Raw genomic sequence first — 16,454 nt, 5'->3', positions numbered from 1 at the left:
GTGGCCGGCCAGGCCGCGGCGGGCTCGGGCCTGGGGCCGAAGGGCACGGGCTATGTGCTCGGCATCGTCAAGGCCTACACCACGCGGGTCGGCGAGGGTCCGTTCCCGACCGAACTCGACGACGAGATCGGCCAGCACCTGGGCACGGTGGGGCGCGAATTCGGCGTCGTCACCGGCCGTCCCCGCCGTTGCGGCTGGTTCGACGCGGTGCTGGTGCGCCAGTCGGTGGCGCTGAATGGCATCGACGGGATCGCGCTCACCAAGCTCGACGTGCTGGACGGCCTGCCCAAGCTGAAGATCTGCGTCGGCTACAGGCTGAACGGCGAAGTGCTCGACTACCTGCCGGCGGGCCTCAAGGCGCAGTCGGCCCTGGAGCCGGTCTACGAGGAGATGGACGGCTGGAGCGAGAGCACCGCCGGCGCCACCTCCTGGAAGGACCTGCCGGCCAATGCGGTCAAGTATGTCCGCCGCGTCGAAGAACTGATCGGCGCGCCGGCGGCGATGGTCTCGACCAGCCCGCAGCGCGACGACACCATCATGGTGCGCGACCCGTTCCAGGATTGACGGCGCAGGGGCGGCGTAAGGCGTTCTTAAGGACGTCGGGAGCACTCTTGGCCGAGAGTCCCTGGAGCCCAAGCGCCCGCCCGTGTTCACCGACGACCTGAAACAGATCCAACGCATGCTTCCGCTCATGCAGCGGGTGCTGATCGTCGATCCGGCGAACGCCAGCGCGCGGCTGCTGGCCGATCTGATGCGCAATATCGCGCCGGTGCAGATCTGGCACGCGACCAGCACCCGCAAGGGGTTGGAAGCCGCGCGCCAGGTCAATCCGCAGTTGATCTTCGTCGAGCTGGGCGGGGCGGACGTCGACGGCGTGGAATTCACCCGCCTGCTTCGCCGCTCGGACGCGCCGTGCCGCATGGCGCCGGTGATCATGGTGACGGCGACGGCGACGGCCGGGGCGATCATCGCCGCGCGCGACGCCGGCGTGCACGAGTTCCTGCGCAAGCCCTACAACACCAAGGAGCTGCTGCGCCGGTTGGAAGCGGTGACATTGCATCCGCGCGACTGGGTCGAGGCGGTGCAGTATGTCGGCCCCGACCGGCGGCGGTTCAATTCCGGCGACTACAGCGGACCGTTGAAGCGCCGTTCGGACGTGGCGGTGACGCCGGACGCCGAGCGCATCCTGCAGGCCTTGAAGATCGTCCGTTCGGCGATTCCCGCCATCGCCACCGACCCGACCCAGGCGATGCGCGCCCTGCTGGCCCAGATGATCGAGCTGCAACGCGGCGCGGCGGTGACCAAGGACGCCAAGCTGGCCAGGCTGGCGACCGATTTCCAGCTCTATCTGGCGACAATCGCCCAGGCCAAGACCTTCAACCCAACCGAGATGGCCGAACGCGCCCAGGGCCTGCTGGCCCTGCTGCCCAAGGACGATCCCGGCCGCGACCAGGCCGCCTGAGCTTCGAAAAGAAAAGGCGCCGCGGAAGGTCCGCGACGCCTCGACGTTCAGTTCGGATCGACGGCTCAGGCCTCGATCAGGTTCTTTTCCCGCGCCGCGGCGGTGACCGCCTTCTGCAGCTTCTCGAAGGCCCGCACCTCGATCTGGCGGACGCGTTCGCGGCTGACGCCGTATTCGGCGGCCAGTTCCTCCAGGGTCGTCGGGTCGTCCTTCAGGCGCCGCTCGGTCAGGATATGACGCTCGCGGTCCGACAGTTCGCTCATCGCCGCTTCCATCAGGGTCATGCGCGCGCTGCGCTCCTGGGTTTCGGCGACGAAGGCTTCCTGGCTGACCGCGCCCTCGTCCTCCAGCCAGTCCTGCCACTCGCTTTCGCCGTCCACGCGCAGAGGCGCGTTCAGCGAGGCGTCGGGGCCCGACAGCCGGCGGTTCATCGAGATGACTTCCTCGTCCAGTACGCCCAGCTTGGTGGCGATCTGGCTGACCTGGTCGGGGTGCAGGTCCCCGTCCTGGAAGGCGCTGATCTGGCTCTTGGCCTTGCGCAGATTGAAGAACAGCTTCTTCTGCGCGGCGGTGGTGCCCATCTTCACCAGGCTCCAGGACCGCAGAATGTATTCCTGGATCGAGGCGCGAATCCACCACATGGCGTAGGTCGCCAGGCGGAAGCCCTTGTCCGGCTCGAACTTCTTCACCGCCTGCATCAGCCCGACATTGCCCTCGGAGATCACTTCCCCGATCGGCAGGCCGTAGCCGCGATAGCCCATGGCGATCTTGGCGACCAGGCGCAGGTGGCTGGTGACCAGCTTGTGGGCGGCTTCCGGGTCCTCATGCTCACGCCAGCGCTTGGCCAGCATGAACTCCTCGTCCTTGGCGAGCATCGGGAACTTGCGGATTTCGGTGAGGTACCGGCTGAGGCCGCCTTCCGGCGACATCACGGCGAGCGCATTGGCGGCCATTGACGTATCCCCTTTCTTCTTGCGGCGGACTTTCAGGTCGCAGCGCACCGGCGCGCGAGAACGTCCACCCCCTCCATCCCTCAGATAGGTACTGGCGGCGGCGGACGTAAGGGCCCAGCTTGGGAGAAACTGGCGGCCCGAAAATCCGACTGCTCAACTCAGGTATTTGTACAGGCCGAAGTGGGCGTCTTCAAGGCGGCTGAGGCACAAGCTTTCTTACAAAGCTGTCAGATTGGCTTGCAGTTGCGCCATATCGGCGGGCAGGGGGCTTTCGAACCGCAAAGCCTGGCCGGTTACGGGATGGATGAACCCCAGCACGGCGGCGTGCAGCGCCTGACGCTTCAGCCCAGCCGCAGCCACGGCCTCGCGCACCGCTGTGGCCGGCGGGCCGGAACCATAGACAGGGTCGCCCAGGCATGGCGTCCCCTTGGACGCCATGTGCACGCGGATCTGGTGGGTCCGGCCGGTCTCGAGCGTGCAGGCGACGCGGGCGGCCAGCGGTTTGTCGCCGCCGCCGAACACCTGCTCGGTCATATAGTGCGTGATCGCCTCGCGTCCGCCGCTCTTCAGCACGGCCATCTTCTTGCGGTCGTGAGGAGAGCGGCCGATCCGGGTCTCGATGGTCCCCCGCGCCGGATGCGGCGCGCCGCGGACCAGGGCGACATAGACCCGGTCGATATCGTGGGTCGCAAACAGCTTCGAGAGCCCCTGGTGCGCCGCGTCGGACTTGGCGGCCACCATCACGCCGGAGGTTTCCTTGTCGATGCGGTGGACGATGCCGGGGCGGGCGACCCCGCCGATGCCCGACAGGCTGTCGCCGCAGTGATGCAGTAGGGCGTTGACCAGGGTGCCGGTTTCATTGCCCGGAGCCGGGTGGACGGCCATGCCCGCCGGCTTGTCGACGACGATCAGATGATCGTCCTCGAACAGCACTTGAAGAGGGATCGCCTCGGCCTGCGGTTCGGCGGGGGTCGGGGCCGGGACCAGGATACGGTATTCGCCTGGCCTGGCCTTGGCCGAGGCGTCCGAAAGCGTCTCGCCGTCGCGGCTGACCAGGCCCTGGGCCATCAGCGCCTGGATGCGGCCGCGCGACAGTTCGGGCAGGTGCTCGGCCAGCGTCTTGTCGAGCCGCCCGCCGGCCTGGTCGGGGGCCAGGATCACGACATGCGCCTGACCCTCGGTCGCCTTGGGGGGGGCGAGGTCGTCGTCCTCGAAGTCCTCGGCGCTCACCTGCGGGCTGTCTCCGGCGCGGCTGGGGTTTCAAGCTTCGGCAATGCGCAGCGCCCGCTTCCGCCGTCAAGCCTGCGGGCTTCTCCGGAATGGACGGTTCCTGCGCCGAAGCGTTCTTATGATCGCCGATAGAGCTTCGAGCCGCGGAAAGGAACGCAGCCATGCTGGACTTCAAGACCGATGAGGACGCCGGCTATATCGAACTGACCGTCGACGGAAGCATCGACAAGACCGAGTACGAGGCTGCGGTGCAGGCCATCGAGGCGCTGCTGAAGACCCATGCCAAGATCAACGCCGTCGAGGTGGTGCGCAGCTTCGGCGGTATGGAGCCGAGCCTCTGGTGGCGCGACATCGGCTACGGTTTCTCGCGTCTCGACGCCTTCGGCCGCTGTGCGGTGGTCACCGACGGCGGCTGGCTCGGGCTGATGGCGCGGTTCTTCGCCGCCTTCCTGTCGGTGGAGCTGCGGACCTTCGACATGAAGGACCTGGAGGCGGCGAGACGCTGGGCCAGGGACGGCGCCTAGAGCATTTTCCGCCGAAGTGGTCGCCGGTTCGGCGCAGAAAATGCTCTAAATTCAAAGATTCTTGAGCGTGATCCGATTCTATCGAAACGGATCACGCTCTAGCCCTTGCGCAGGCGGGCGAGGGCTTCGGGGAAGCGGCGCGACAACGGCGCTTCCAGAGCGCCGAGCATGACCGCGTAATCGCCCGACTTCTGCGGCCGCAGTTCGGTGACGCGCGCGGCGTTGACCAGCCAGGACCGATGGGTGCGCACGAAACCGAGCGGCGCGAGTTCTCCTTCCAGCGCCGAGAGCGCCGAGCGCATCAGGGGCTTGCGGCCATCGGCCAGCATGAACTCGACATAGTTGCCGGCCGAGCGGGCGGCCAGGATGTCGGCGACCGGCGTGCGCAGCAGCCGCGCGCCATCGCGTATGTCGAAGGTGACCGGCAGGGGGACATTGGTCGACATGCTCTTCGGCGCATAGGCCTTGGCCAGGGCCCAGAAACCCGCCGCCCCGATGCAATAGCCCAGGGCGTCCTTGCGCAGTTCGTAGACGAACCGGTCGGCCAGGTCGAAGTCGAACGGGATGTCCAGCAGCCGGAAGGTGAGGGCGCGCAGCAGATAGAAGCTGGTGATATGGGCCGCGGCGAAGGCGAGCAGGCCCGCGCCCTGCACCGCCAGCATACGCCAGAGCGGCCGGCTGCCCGGCGGCGCGATACGGAAGGCGATCCACCCGATCCATAGAAGCGCGATGGCGCAGACCGCGCTCGTCGCCTGTTCGATCGCTGGAACGACATGCGGTTCGAACGGTCGGTCCTGGAAGGCGGTGAAGGCGTTGACCGTGTTGAGCGCGATGATGGCGAGGGCATAGAGCGGGAGCGCGCGCCAGAAGACGTCGTTCGGCCCGGTCGCCTCGCCTTTCGCCACGTTTCGATCCCCGCACGTCATCGCCGCCGCGCCGCGCGGCCGAGCCCGACTTTCCACCGCTTCGGCCGTGAGGGCCAAGTCCATCGCGGCTGGAGCTGCGTCGGATATTTCCGTTTCACCGCCGCGGCGGGAAGATTGCGCAAGCCCGCGCCCCAGGCCAATGATGCGCCGGCCAGGCTTGGACTGGCGGCCTCGGGAGCACCCTCACGTGACGACCATTCTTCGCAACCGTTTCGCGCGCGCGGCCCTGATCGTGCTGGCGCCCCTGCTGATCGCCGGCTGCGGGATCAACACGATCCCCACCAAGGACGAGAAGGCCAAGGCTGCCTGGGCCGAGGTGCAGAACCAGTACCAGCGCCGCGCCGACCTGATTCCGAACCTGGTCGAGACGGTGAAGGGCTATGCGGCCCAGGAGCGCCAGGTGCTGACCGAGGTGACGCAGGCGCGGGCCTCGGCGACCCAGGTCAAGGTCGACGCCTCGACCATCACCGATCCGGCGCAGTTCGAGAAATACGCCCAGGCCCAGGACCAGCTCTCCGGCGTGCTGGGCCGGCTGATGATGATCCAGGAGCGCTACCCGGACCTGAAGTCGAACGAGAACTTCATGGCCTTGCAGAGCCAGCTCGAAGGCACAGAGAACCGCATCTCCATCGCGCGCCGCGACTACAACGCCGCGGTCCAGGACTACAACACCGAGATTCGCACCTTCCCCGGCGCGCTGTGGGCCGGAACCGTGCACCGCTGGGCCAAGCCGATGCAGACCTTCCAGGCCAGCGCCGCGGCCCAGAGCGCGCCTAGCGTGAACTTCGGCGCGCCGCCTGCTCCGTCCGTCTCCGCTGCTCCGGCGGCGGCGCCTGCGGCGGCCAACGCCCAATGATGAAGATCGCGGGACCGCGGGGGCTCCTTGCGGTCCTGGTCCTGCTCTGCAGTTTCGGCATGGCTGCGGCCGCGCCGAAGTTCCCGCCCCTTACTGGGCGGGTGGTCGACGATGCGGGCATCCTGTCGCCGCAGGTCGAAGGCGAGCTGACCCAGGAGCTGGCGACGCTGGAGGCCCAGACCGGCCGTCAACTGGTGGTCGCGACACTGCCCGATCTGCAGGGCTACGAGATCGAGGACTACGGCTACCAGCTCCTGCGCGCCTGGGGCGTCGGCGACAAGGAACGCGACGACGGCGTCATCTTGATCGTCGCCCCGGCCGAGCGGAAGGTGCGGATCGAGGTGGGCTATGGGCTGGAGCCGGTGCTGACCGATGCGCTCTCCAGCCTGATCATCAACCGCACGATCATCCCGGCCTTCAAACAGGGCGACATGGAGCAGGGGGTGGTCGACGGCACGCGGGCGATCGTCCAGCAACTGTCCCTGCCCGACGACCAGGCCAAGGCGGCCGCGGCGGCCCAGGCCCAGAAGGCCCGCAGCAGCGGCGGCGAGATCGGACCGGCGACGATCCTCGTCATCTTCATCGTGTTCTGGCTGCTGAGCGGCGTGCTGGGCGGCTTCGGCCGCCGGCGGCGTGGCGGGCTCTGGTGGCTGCTGCCGCTGATCCTGAGCAACAGCAGCGGCCGTGGCGGCGGCGGTTGGAGCGGGGGCGGCGGAGGATTCGGAGGCGGCGGCTTCGGCGGCGGGGGCTTCAGCGGCGGCGGTGGTTCGGGCGGCGGCGGTGGGGCCTCGGGGAGCTGGTGAGATGCTGACGCAATCGGACAGGGCGCGCATCGAAGCTGCGATCAAGGCGGCCGAGGCGGGCACGACCGGCGAGATCTACTGCGTGGTGGCGGGCGAGTCGTCCGACTACCGCGAGACGCCATTGGCCTGGGGCGTGATCGCGGCCCTGGGCGCGCCGGCCGTGTTGCTTGCGGCGGGCATCCACGTCACCGCGCCCGACGATTTCGGCGGCGGCTGGACCGCGGCGCAGATGACTAGCGCCGCGGAGGGCGCGGCGCGCGCGGCCTTGAGCGGGACGATCCTGCTGCAATGCGTGCTGTTCGTGGCGGTGGCGATCCTTGTGGCGATCCCGCCGATCCGCCGGTTCATGACCCCGCGCGGCCTGAAGCGCGAGCGCGTGCGCCGCCGGGCCCAGGAGCAGTTCCTGGCCAAGAACCTACAGGCGACCCGCGAGCGGACCGGCGTGCTGATCTATGTCTCGGCCAAGGAGCACATGGCCGAGTTGATCGCCGACGAGGGCATTTCCGCCAAGGTGCAGAACTCCGCCTGGGACGGCGCGATGGCGCGGTTGATCGACGGCGTCCGCGCCGGGCGGCCGGCCGACGGCTTCGAGGACGCCATCAGCCTGTGCGGGGCGATCCTGGCCGAGCATTTCCCGCCGCGCGAAGGGGACAACCCGAACGAGCTGTCGGACGCGGTGGTGGTGCTCGAATAGCGCCTACACCGCGTAGCGCGCTTCCAGCAGGTCGATCTCGCGGATCAGCTTTCGGGCCGATTCGTCGTCGATCTGGCGGATGCGGGCCAGGCGGAAGACGGCGTCGCGCTCGGCCCGCAGGCCGGCCAGCCGCAACTGCCGCTCGATCTGATCGAGGCGCTGGTTGAGGGCCTGGGCCTCGGGCTCCTGCTCGCGTCGGTCGATGCGCAGGCGGTAGAGCTCCATCACCCGCGCCGAGGCTTCGGTATAGAGGTCGGCGTCGGAGCGGCCCTCGGCCAGGTCGTGCTGGGTCTGTTCGATGGCGCGGATGGCGGCCTCGGCGGCGGCGACGCGGGCGGTGTCGACGGCGTGCTGCTTCGACGGCTCGGGCGGCAGTTCCAGGCCCTTCAGCAGACGCGGGAGGGCGATGCTGGCGGCGACCAAGGAGACGATGATCACCCCGGCGGCCAGGAAGATCGAAAGGTTGCGCGCCGGGAAGGCGCTGCCGTCGGCCAGGGCGAAGGGAAAGGTCAGCACGCCGGCCAGGGTGATGGCGCCGCGCACGCCGGCGAACGACATGGCCGCCACCAGCCGCCAGCTCATCACCGGCTGGGTCTGGCCCTTGCGAGTGGCGCGGAAGAGGGTGAGGCGCAAAGAGGCCAGCACCCAGATGAACCGCAGTAGCGCCAGGGCCGCGGAAATAGCCAGGACATAGACCGCCAACCACCAGGGCTCCTGGTGGCCCGTATAGCGCACGTTCTCGGCGGCGCGGGCCAGGATGCTGGGCATCTGCTCGCCCAGCAGCACGAAGATCACGCCGTTGAGGGTGAACTGGATGGTGTCCCAGACCGCCGAGCGGCGCACCCGGGTCAAGGCGAGGGCCTGGCCGGCCTGCTCGCCGAAGCTCATGGTGACGCCGGCGGCGACGGCGGCGAGGATGCCCGAACAGTGCAGTTCCTCAGCCAGCAGATAGGCGCCGAACGGGATCAGCACGCTGATGAGGATCTGGGCGCTGACGTCCTCGCCGAACCGGCGGCTGATGATGTTCTTGGCGTTGTTGACGGTCCAGGTGACGCCGATCCCGATGGCCAGGCCCCCCAGCGACACCCAGACGAAGGCGCCCACTGCGTCGTGCAGCGAGAAGGCGCCGGTCACCGCGGCGGCGACGGCAAAGCGCATGCAGACCAGGCCCGAGGCGTCGTTCAGCAGCGACTCCCCCTCGAGGATGTGCATCATCCGCTTGGGGATCGGCGCGCGCGAGGCGATGGCCGAGACGGCGATCGGGTCGGTAGGCGAGACCACCGCAGCCAGGGCGAAGGCCACCGCCAGCGGCATGGCCGGGATCATCCAGTGGATCAGCAGTCCCACCCCGACCACGGTGAACACTACCAGGCCGAGCGCCAAGGCCAGCACCGTGCCGCGGTCGCGGAAGAGGTCGTCCTTGGGAATGCGCCAGCCGTCGAGGAATAGGAGCGGCGGCAGGAACAGCAGGAAGAAGATCGACGGCTGCAGATCGACCGTCGGGATGACCGACAGGGCGATGACCGCCCCCAGGCCGATCTGGACCAGGGGCAGGGGCAGGCGGATCGCCTTGGCCAGGGTGCCGCTGAGCACGACCGCCAGCAGCAGGATGAGAACGGTGGTGATGGTGCTCAAGGAACCTGGCCTAACCCTTGAAGCCGTCCTTGGCGGCGCGAACCGCGGCGAAGGCCTCATGGTCGGCCGCGCCTGTCAGGCCGAGCCGCCCGGCCAGGCGCGGCGCGCGCAGGAACGGGTTGGTCGCCTTCTCCAGGCCGATGGTGGTGGGCACGGTCCATTCGCCCCGCTCGCGCGCGGCGAAGATGTCCTCGGCGCGGGCCTTCAGCGCGGGATCGTCGTCCACCGACAGGGCGAAGCGGGCGTTGGAGGCGGTGTATTCGTGGGCGCAGTAGACGCGCGTGTCGTCCGGCAAGGCGGCCAGGCGTTGCAGGCTGGCCCACATCTGCTCGGGCGTGCCTTCGAACATCCGTCCACAACCGAGGGCGAACAGGGTGTCGCCGACGAAGGCTACATGATCGGCGGCGTCGAAATAAGCGACGTGGCCCAGGGTATGGCCGCCGCTCTCGATCACCTCGAAACGGGTCTCGCCCAGGGTGACGACGTCGCCGCCGGCCACCACGCGGTCCGGCGCCTGGCCGATCCGCTCCACCTCCTGGGGGCCGACGACGGTGGCGCCGGTGGCCGCGGCGATGTCGGCGTTGCCGCCGGCGTGATCGGCGTGCCAGTGGGTGTTGAGGACCAAGGCCAGTTTCCAGCCGAGCTTTTCCAGTTCGGCCAGGATCACCTTGGCGTCGGGCGTGTCGATACAGGCGGCGAGGCCAGTGGCGTCGTCGCGGACCAGGAAGCCGTAATTGTCGGAAAGGCAAGGAAACTGGTGGACGGTGATCGACATGGGTATCTCCTGGCCTGAGTGTCCGAGCTTCGTATCCGCCCTATCGCGATTTAGGGTCCGCAGAGGCTCAAGTCGAGAATAAGCCTGTCATGCGTCGCGACGTCCTCGAACTTCGACAGTTCTACGCCACGCCATTGGGGCGCGCGGCGCGCGAGATGGTGTCGCGCAAGGTGCTGGAGACCTGGGGCGACGCGCGCGACCTCGACGTGCTGGGCCTCGGCTACGCCACGCCGCTCCTGGGCGCCCTGACGGCGTCCGCGCGCCGGGTGGTCGCGGCCATGCCGGCCCAGCAGGGTGTGGAGCTGTGGCCCGCCGAGCGCCGCAACCTGGTCTGCTTGGCCGAAGAGGACGGGCTGCCGTTTCAAAACGCGTTCTTCGACCGGATTCTCGCGGTCCACGCCCTGGAGGAAAGCCCCGATCCGGTCCGTTTGCTGCGCGAGGTCTGGCGGGTGCTTTCGCCGACCGGCCGGGTGGTGGTGGTGACCGCGGCCCGCAACGGCCTGTGGGCCAACGCCGAACGGACGCCCTTCGGCCATGGCCGGCCCTATACCCGCAGCCAGCTCGCCGACCTGCTGCGCGAAGCCGGGCTGGAGCCGACGGGTTGGACGCGCGCGCTCTACGTACCTCCGGTAAGCTGGCTGGCGAACTGGGCCGAAGGGTTCGAGCAGGCCGGTTCGCGCCTGTGGCCGGGCTTTGCGGGCCTGGTCCTGACGGAGGCGGTGAAGGAGAGCTTTGCGATCAAGGCGCGTCCGGCGCGGGTGCGGGCTGCGGCGCCCCGGCCGGGCCTGGCGCCGGTTCCCGTCAATCGCACCCCGGTTTCGCGGACGCCCGAGCCGCGATAGACAAGCGGCTGCCCCTGGCCTGAAGGGCGAGTCTTGGGAGGAACGCCATGAAGATGATCGTCGCGGTGATCAAGCCGAGCCGGCTCGACGCGGTCCTCGAAGCGGTGACCGAGGCGGGCGCCTCGGGCCTGACCGTCACTGAGGTCCGCGGCTACGGGCGCCAGCGCGGCAAGACCGAAGTCTATCGCGGCGCCGAATACGAGGTGAAGCTGCTGCCGAAGGTGAAGCTGGAGATCGCCGTGCCTTCGGACATCGCCAATGCGGTGGTGGAGGCGGTGGCCCGCACCGCCAACAGCGGCAAGATCGGCGATGGCAAGGTCTTCGTGCTCGACCTGGAACAGGCGCTGCGCATCCGCACCGGCGACCGCGACGCCGCCGCCATCGCCGGCTAAGCCAGCGGTCCGTCGCCGTCGGTCTCGACGTGTGAGACGCCGGTCAACTGGATCGCCTGTTCGGCCTCGATATGCTGCGGCGGTTCGAGAGGCGGCCTGCCGTAGCCGGCGACGAACATCAGATGGCCGTCCTCGCGTCCGTCGCCGTCCAGGTCGACGCCGACCCGCTCGCCCGGCGCCGGGCGTTGGCCGGCCGTGGCGAAGCTTTCGGCGCTGAACACGTCGGCTTGCGCCGTGCGCGAGGTCACGGCGATGTCCTTGCCGTGGAAGACGACGCGGTCGCCCTCGCGCAGCGAAAAGTCCATGATGACGCCCAGCAGGCCGTCCGGCATGGCGTGACCCTTCAGCACGAAGAGATCGGCGCCCTTGCCGCCGGCGGCGATGGTCGAACCGGACAGCATGAGCTGGTCGTTTCCTTCGCCGCCGTCGAGATGATCGAAGCCGCCTTCGGGCGCGGTTCCGCCGTCCAGGGTGTCGTCGCCGGCCCCGCCGTAGAGATGGTCCGATCCGGCGCCGCCCTGCAGGCTGTCGTTCCCGCCGCCGCCGTGGATCGTGTCGTCGCCGTCGCTCCCGTGGAGGGTCTCGCCGCCGCTGCGGGCGGAGGCGACGGTTTCGGTCCCCGACGTTGTGGCAGCAGGTGTTGCATCGGGCGCCGGCTCGCTGGCGGTGCGGACCTCGACCGAAGGCTCGTCCTGTGCAGAAGGCTGGATCGGCGCGGGCGTCTGATCGTTCGGTTCGCCGGAGGAGCCCTGGACGAGGTGATCCGGCGCGCGTTCTTCCGGCGCGGCGAGCTCCGGCCGTTGCTCTTCGCTGGCGGAGGCCGACGCCGCCGCGACCGCCGCGGAATCGGTGTCGGGCGTTTGCTGCGCGGGGGCCGGTTCGACCGCGGCCTCGGCGTCGTCCACGGCGTAGATGAAGCTCGCCGCCGCCACCAGGGCGATGAAGGTCTGGACCTGCCGCGCGCTGAGCGAGACCACCACGTCCTCGCGCGGCTCGCGCCAGTCGCCGCCCAGCAGGCGGTCGCAGGCCGACCAGAGGGTCTCGCCCTCCTGGATCGTGTCGGCCGAGGCGTCGTGCACCACGAACTGGCCGTCGATGCGCGCCACGTGAATCAGGACTTCTTCCTGGTCGTCCTTGATCACGCACCAGGGATCGCCCTCGTCGGTGACGCCATAGACGATCTCGACCTTCACCCCGTCCGCCGCCAGCCGGTCGGCGAGTTCGGACAGCCGTGCGCGCTCGGCGGCGGTCCATCCTCCCCCGGCGTTCAGCCGTGGTGCAAACGCGATGACGTTCGACATTGCGACGGTGGTCCTCAGCCCCTGCCGGCCGCCCGCGCCTTCGGCGCATCCTCGGCGGCGTCCCCGAACAACAGCCTGTACAGCTCAGGCTCGTAGTAGCGCAGCAAGGTACGGGCGAATTCGGCAGGAACGATGCCGATCGCCTCCGCCCAGGCGCCTTGCGTCTCGATCGGAACCCGGCCCAGGCCGCTCTCTACCTGCGAGACGAAGGTGTAGTAGCGCAAGCCGACCCGTTCGGCCAGTTCGGCCTGGGTGAGACCGGCGGCTTCGCGCCCGGCCTTCAGCCAGCGTCCGGCTTCCTGGCGCAGACTCTTGGTCGCCGCCGCGCGCGCAGGATCGACTGCGGCTCTTGGCATATCTCAACTCCTTCTCGCGCGGCGAAACAGGCCGCTGGCGCATCCTGCGCACTTGACCGGTAAATGTACAGTAGTTACGAAACGTATTTATACGAGACGCGTAACGCCTCGTCGTTCTTATCCCATGGGTCTGTGGCGAACGCCACGTCGTGAGGCCCGTCTGGAGTGATCATGCGCCTTCGCCATCTCCTGTTCGCCGCGGCGTCGCCCATCTGTTTGATGGCGGGCGCGGCCCAGGCTGAAACCGCCATCTCGACCGCCGTGACCACGCCGGTCGCCACGGCGAGCGCCGCGAGCGGCGCGCGAGACGACGTCAAGATCACCAGCGCCGGATCGGTGAAGCCGACTGGCGGCGCCGCGGTCACCCTGAACAGCGACAACAGCGTCGCCAATGAAGGCGAGATCGCCATTCGCGACGCGGACAACGCGACCGGCATCCTTGTGCTGGGCGGCATGACCGGCGAAGTGAAGAACGCCGGCTCCATCACCATCGACGAAAGCGCCGAGGCCAAGGACGCCGATGGCGACGGCGACCTGGACGGGTCGTTCGCGACCGGCTCGGGCCGGTTCGGCGTCCGTGTGACCGGACCGGGCGCCTTCCACGGCTCGATCACGCAGTCGGCCGGCTCGATCAATATCGAAGGCAATGATTCCGCTGCGATCTCGGTGGAGACGGCGATCGACGGTTCGGTGAGCACCTCCGGCGCGTTCACGGTGGTCGGCGACCGCTCGTACGGCGTCCATACGGCCGGAACGGTCGGCGGCGACGTCGCAGTCCGTTCGACCGTCAGCGCTATCGGCGAGGGCGCGGTCGCCGTGGCGACCGACGACAACGTGGGCGGCAAGCTGGTGATCGGGGGCGCGGTCTCGACGACCGGCTTCCGCTACACGACCCGGCCTGCCGACGGGGCGGTCGAGAAGCTCGACGCCGATGACCTGCTCACCGGCGGTCCGGCCGTGCGGGTGCGCGGCGACGTCTATGGCGGACTGGTGGTCGACGCCCCGCCCGCCGACCTCGATCCGGACAACGCGGACGAGGATGGCGACGGCGTTGCGGACGCCCAGGAAACGACCGGCACGGTGACCTCGTTCGGCTCGGCGCCGGCGATCCTGGTCGGGTCTGACAGCCGCGATGTGCGGCTGGGCGTCGGCGCGGGCGCTTATGGCGTCGACATCAAGGGCAACGTGCAGAGCCTCGGCCTGTATGACGGCGTGGACGCCACCGCCATCCAGCTCGGCGGCCTGGGCGGCAAGGCGACGGTCGACGGGGGCGTGCGCGTCGCCGGCGCGATCACCGCCGCCGCGGTCAAGGCGGACGCGACGGGCCTGCGGCTGGGCGCGGGCGCAGGTACGCCCACGATCCGGGTCGATGGGGGCGCCATCCGCGCCTCGTCGACGGCCGTGGATGCGGTGGACGTGCGGGCCGTGCAGATCGATGGCGGCGCTTCGGTCGGATACCTCGGCAACTCGGGCGAGATCTCGGCCAGCATCAACGGCGCCAAGGGAACCGCGACCGCGATTCTCGACGCCTCCGGTTCGCTCGGCCTGATCGAGAACATCAACAAGATCAGCGCCACCGTGGCCACGACCGACACCACCCAGACGGTGACCGGCCGCGGCGTGGCGATCGACCTGCGGGCCAACACCAGCGGCGCGACGGTGCGCCAGAGCGCCAACAGCTCCAGTTCGATCACGCCCACCATCACCGGCGACGTGCTGTTCGGTTCCGGCCCGTCGCGGCTGGAGTTGCTGGCCGGGGTCCTGAACGGGGCGGTGGCCTTCGGGGCCGGAGACGACACCCTGGTGATCGACGGCGACGCCAAGCTGACCGGCGCCTTGAGCGACGCCGGCGGCGGCCTCACGGTGAACATCGCCAAGGGCCGTCTGACGGCGACCAACGCCGACACGGTCAACCTGACCTCCCTGACCCTCGGCGTGACGGGCGAACTGGTGCTGACCGCCGACCCGGCGGCCGGCAAGTCGACCCTGCTGGACGTGGCCGGCGCGGCCGATCTGGCCACCGGCTCCAAGCTTGGCCTGCGTTTCGCCTCCAAGCTCAGCGAATCGGCCAGCTTCACCCTGATCAAGGCCGGAGCGCTGACCACCGGAACGCTGGACGACAGCCTGCTGAGCGACACCCCCTGGCTCTACAAGGCCGAACTGCGTATCGACGGCGCCAACAATTCGGTGTTGGCGGACGTGCGGCGGCGCACGGCGGCCGAGGCGGGCATGAACGCAGCCGAGGCGGCCGCCTATGATGCGGTGTTCGCCAATTTCGACCGCGATGCGACGGTGCGCGACGCCCTGCTGGGCAAGACCGACGAGAGCAGTTTCGCCAAGCTGTACGATCAATTCCTGCCCGACTTCACCGGCAGCCTGTTCCATACGCTCGCCGCGGCGTCCGACGCCACCAACCGCGCCATCGACGAGACCGACGGCCAGCTCTCCAGCGAGGGCCCGCGGGTCTGGACCCAGGAGATCGCGCTGCTGGTGAAACGCGACGTCGACCGGACGACCAACTATGACGCCAACGGCTTTGGCCTGGCGGCCGGGGTCGAGGCGCCGTTCGACGGCCTGGGCACGCTTGGCCTGTCGACCAGTTTCGTGAACGTCAATGTCGACGACGCCTTCGCCTCGGCGGCGGAAACGCTGGGCGGCCAGGTGTTCTCGGCCGGCGTCTACTGGCGCGACAGCGTCGGAGGCCTCACCGCCAACCTGGGGCTGAACGGCGGCTACGCGACGCTGAAGAGCACCCGCACCCTCTCCGATCCGACCATGGGCCTCAACAAGTCGGCGAAGTCGGACTGGAGCGGCGTGACCTTCGCCGCCCACGCCGGCCTGTCCTATCTCGCCCAGTTCGGCCGCTTCTTCGTCAAGCCGCAGGCCAGCGCCGACTACTTCATGCTGAAGGAGGACGGGCGCACCGAAACCGGCGGCGGCGAGGCCATGGACCTGTCGATCGACGAGCGTTCGAGCAATCAGCTCAGCGCCTTCGCGGGTCTCACCCTGGGAGCTCGCTTCGGCGAGGAGAGCGCCTTTGTCTGGGTTCCCGAGCTGACCGCCGGATGGCGTCAGGCAGCCGGCGACGGAGTGGACGTCACGACCGCCCGCTTCGTCGCCGGAGGTCCCGCCTTCAGCCTGGCCGCGCCGAACCTCTCGGGCGGCGGGCCGGTGCTGCGCCTGGCGCTGCGCGGGCAGGGGGAGTTCTTCGACTTCGCCGTCGAGGGTGGCGGGGAGTTCCGCGACGACTACGAGGCCTATGACGGCCGGGTGGTGGTCCGCTTCGTGTTCTGATGGAGCCTGGTGCGATGACGATCCTGGCGGGAGCGCTTCTGGCGATAGGCGCGGTGCTGGTCAGCCTGGCCCGCCGAACCTATGGCCGCCCGCCGCTGTGGCGGTCCTGGGCCGCCCTGGCCGGAGCGGTGTCGTGCTTGGCGCTCGGGATGGGCCTGGTGGTGATCGACCCCCGGGCGCTCGTGGAGACGCCGGTCGTCCTCGTGGCCGGCTTCTGCCTCTTCGAAGGGAGCCTGGCGCTCCTCAGCCTGATGGCTGCGGCCGGACGCCCGCAGCCCAAGTGGCTCTCCTAAAGGCGGCCTGTCCCCCAGCCGCCGTTCGAAGAGGCCCCGGAGGCGGAGCCGGCGACCCTGGAGACGCCGGCTCCGCCTTTCGGCCGTCCAGCGCTTTTGCCGTCAACAGCTTCGCGTA

At 69.2% G+C, this 16,454-nt stretch carries 17 protein-coding genes; 10 read left to right on the top strand and 7 right to left on the bottom strand.

Annotation, left to right across the window (positions count from 1 at the left end; all coding sequences use genetic code 11):
- A partial coding sequence (locus tag ACE3TL_RS13160) for an adenylosuccinate synthetase (protein ID WP_374579140.1) occupies positions 1–564 on the top strand: 564 nt, incomplete at its 5' end.
- 82 nt (positions 565–646) lie between these two features.
- Positions 647–1,462, top strand: coding sequence for a PleD family two-component system response regulator (locus tag ACE3TL_RS13155; protein ID WP_374579139.1), 816 nt, complete (start codon positions 647–649; stop codon positions 1,460–1,462).
- A gap of 65 nt (positions 1,463–1,527) precedes the next feature.
- Here ACE3TL_RS13155 and rpoH read toward each other — a convergent pair whose 3' ends face one another.
- Complete coding sequence (gene rpoH, locus ACE3TL_RS13150; protein WP_374579138.1) at positions 1,528–2,415, bottom strand: RNA polymerase sigma factor RpoH; 888 nt, start codon at positions 2,413–2,415, stop codon at positions 1,528–1,530.
- Positions 2,416–2,631: 216 nt separating this feature from the next.
- A complete protein-coding gene (locus ACE3TL_RS13145; protein WP_374579137.1) occupies positions 2,632–3,645 on the bottom strand; it encodes an RluA family pseudouridine synthase in 1,014 nt (337 codons plus the stop codon).
- Between the two features lie 161 nt (positions 3,646–3,806).
- Here ACE3TL_RS13145 and ACE3TL_RS13140 point away from each other — a divergent pair, with 161 nt between their 5' ends.
- The gene (locus tag ACE3TL_RS13140; RefSeq protein WP_374579136.1) at positions 3,807–4,169 is read left to right on the top strand and encodes an STAS/SEC14 domain-containing protein; all 363 of its coding nucleotides are present in this window, start codon (positions 3,807–3,809) and stop codon (positions 4,167–4,169) included.
- Between the two features lie 98 nt (positions 4,170–4,267).
- Here the strand turns inward: ACE3TL_RS13140 and ACE3TL_RS13135 are convergent, their stop codons facing one another.
- Positions 4,268–5,074: a LytTR family DNA-binding domain-containing protein gene (locus ACE3TL_RS13135; protein WP_374579135.1), complete on the bottom strand. Its 807-nt coding sequence runs from the start codon at positions 5,072–5,074 to the stop codon at positions 4,268–4,270.
- A gap of 208 nt (positions 5,075–5,282) precedes the next feature.
- On the opposite strand from ACE3TL_RS13135, the gene ACE3TL_RS13130 reads away from it, so the two are divergent.
- The 3 genes from ACE3TL_RS13130 to ACE3TL_RS13120 are packed head-to-tail and all read left to right on the top strand — an operon-like array spanning position 5,283 to position 7,448.
- Entirely contained in the window at positions 5,283–5,951 is a 669-nt protein-coding gene (locus tag ACE3TL_RS13130; RefSeq protein ID WP_374579134.1) for a LemA family protein, read from the top strand.
- Positions 5,948–6,754 carry a YgcG family protein gene (locus tag ACE3TL_RS13125; RefSeq protein ID WP_374579133.1) on the top strand — a complete coding sequence of 269 codons (807 nt, stop codon included), beginning with the start codon at positions 5,948–5,950 and terminating at the stop codon, positions 6,752–6,754. Before ACE3TL_RS13130 ends, ACE3TL_RS13125 begins: the two co-directional genes overlap by 4 nt.
- A gap of 1 nt (position 6,755) precedes the next feature.
- Positions 6,756–7,448: a TPM domain-containing protein gene (locus tag ACE3TL_RS13120; protein WP_374579132.1), complete on the top strand. Its 693-nt coding sequence runs from the start codon at positions 6,756–6,758 to the stop codon at positions 7,446–7,448.
- 3 nt (positions 7,449–7,451) lie between these two features.
- Here ACE3TL_RS13120 and ACE3TL_RS13115 read toward each other — a convergent pair whose 3' ends face one another.
- A complete protein-coding gene (locus tag ACE3TL_RS13115) occupies positions 7,452–9,083 on the bottom strand; it encodes a Na+/H+ antiporter (protein ID WP_374579131.1) in 1,632 nt (543 codons plus the stop codon).
- A 10-nt stretch (positions 9,084–9,093) separates the two neighbouring features.
- On the bottom strand, positions 9,094–9,858 hold the full coding sequence (gloB, locus tag ACE3TL_RS13110; RefSeq protein WP_374579130.1) for a hydroxyacylglutathione hydrolase: 765 nt from the start codon (positions 9,856–9,858) through the stop codon (positions 9,094–9,096).
- An 89-nt stretch (positions 9,859–9,947) separates the two neighbouring features.
- On the opposite strand from gloB, the gene ACE3TL_RS13105 reads away from it, so the two are divergent.
- Together ACE3TL_RS13105 and ACE3TL_RS13100 are read left to right on the top strand one after the other, a co-directional pair.
- On the top strand, positions 9,948–10,700 hold the full coding sequence (locus tag ACE3TL_RS13105) for a class I SAM-dependent methyltransferase (RefSeq protein ID WP_374579129.1): 753 nt from the start codon (positions 9,948–9,950) through the stop codon (positions 10,698–10,700).
- 47 nt (positions 10,701–10,747) lie between these two features.
- Entirely contained in the window at positions 10,748–11,092 is a 345-nt protein-coding gene (locus ACE3TL_RS13100) for a P-II family nitrogen regulator (protein WP_374579128.1), read from the top strand.
- Here the strand turns inward: ACE3TL_RS13100 and ACE3TL_RS13095 are convergent.
- The gene (locus ACE3TL_RS13095) at positions 11,089–12,393 is read right to left on the bottom strand and encodes a hypothetical protein (protein ID WP_374579127.1); all 1,305 of its coding nucleotides are present in this window, start codon (positions 12,391–12,393) and stop codon (positions 11,089–11,091) included. The genes ACE3TL_RS13100 and ACE3TL_RS13095 overlap by 4 nt on opposite strands.
- Before the next feature lie 14 nt (positions 12,394–12,407).
- Positions 12,408–12,749 carry a helix-turn-helix domain-containing protein gene (locus ACE3TL_RS13090; protein WP_374579126.1) on the bottom strand — a complete coding sequence of 114 codons (342 nt, stop codon included), beginning with the start codon at positions 12,747–12,749 and terminating at the stop codon, positions 12,408–12,410.
- Between the two features lie 171 nt (positions 12,750–12,920).
- Here ACE3TL_RS13090 and ACE3TL_RS13085 point away from each other — a divergent pair, with 171 nt between their 5' ends.
- Together ACE3TL_RS13085 and ACE3TL_RS13080 are read left to right on the top strand one after the other, a co-directional pair.
- The gene (locus tag ACE3TL_RS13085; protein WP_374579125.1) at positions 12,921–16,043 is read left to right on the top strand and encodes an autotransporter domain-containing protein; all 3,123 of its coding nucleotides are present in this window, start codon (positions 12,921–12,923) and stop codon (positions 16,041–16,043) included.
- A 14-nt stretch (positions 16,044–16,057) separates the two neighbouring features.
- Positions 16,058–16,336, top strand: a complete 279-nt coding sequence (locus ACE3TL_RS13080) for a hypothetical protein (protein WP_374579124.1) — start codon at positions 16,058–16,060, stop codon at positions 16,334–16,336.
- Positions 16,337–16,454: the final 118 nt, after the last annotated feature.

The sequence above is a fragment of the Phenylobacterium sp. genome, from assembly GCF_041920015.1.
Lineage (GTDB): Bacteria > Pseudomonadota > Alphaproteobacteria > Caulobacterales > Caulobacteraceae > Phenylobacterium.
This window is presented reverse-complemented; position numbering and strand designations above follow the sequence as displayed.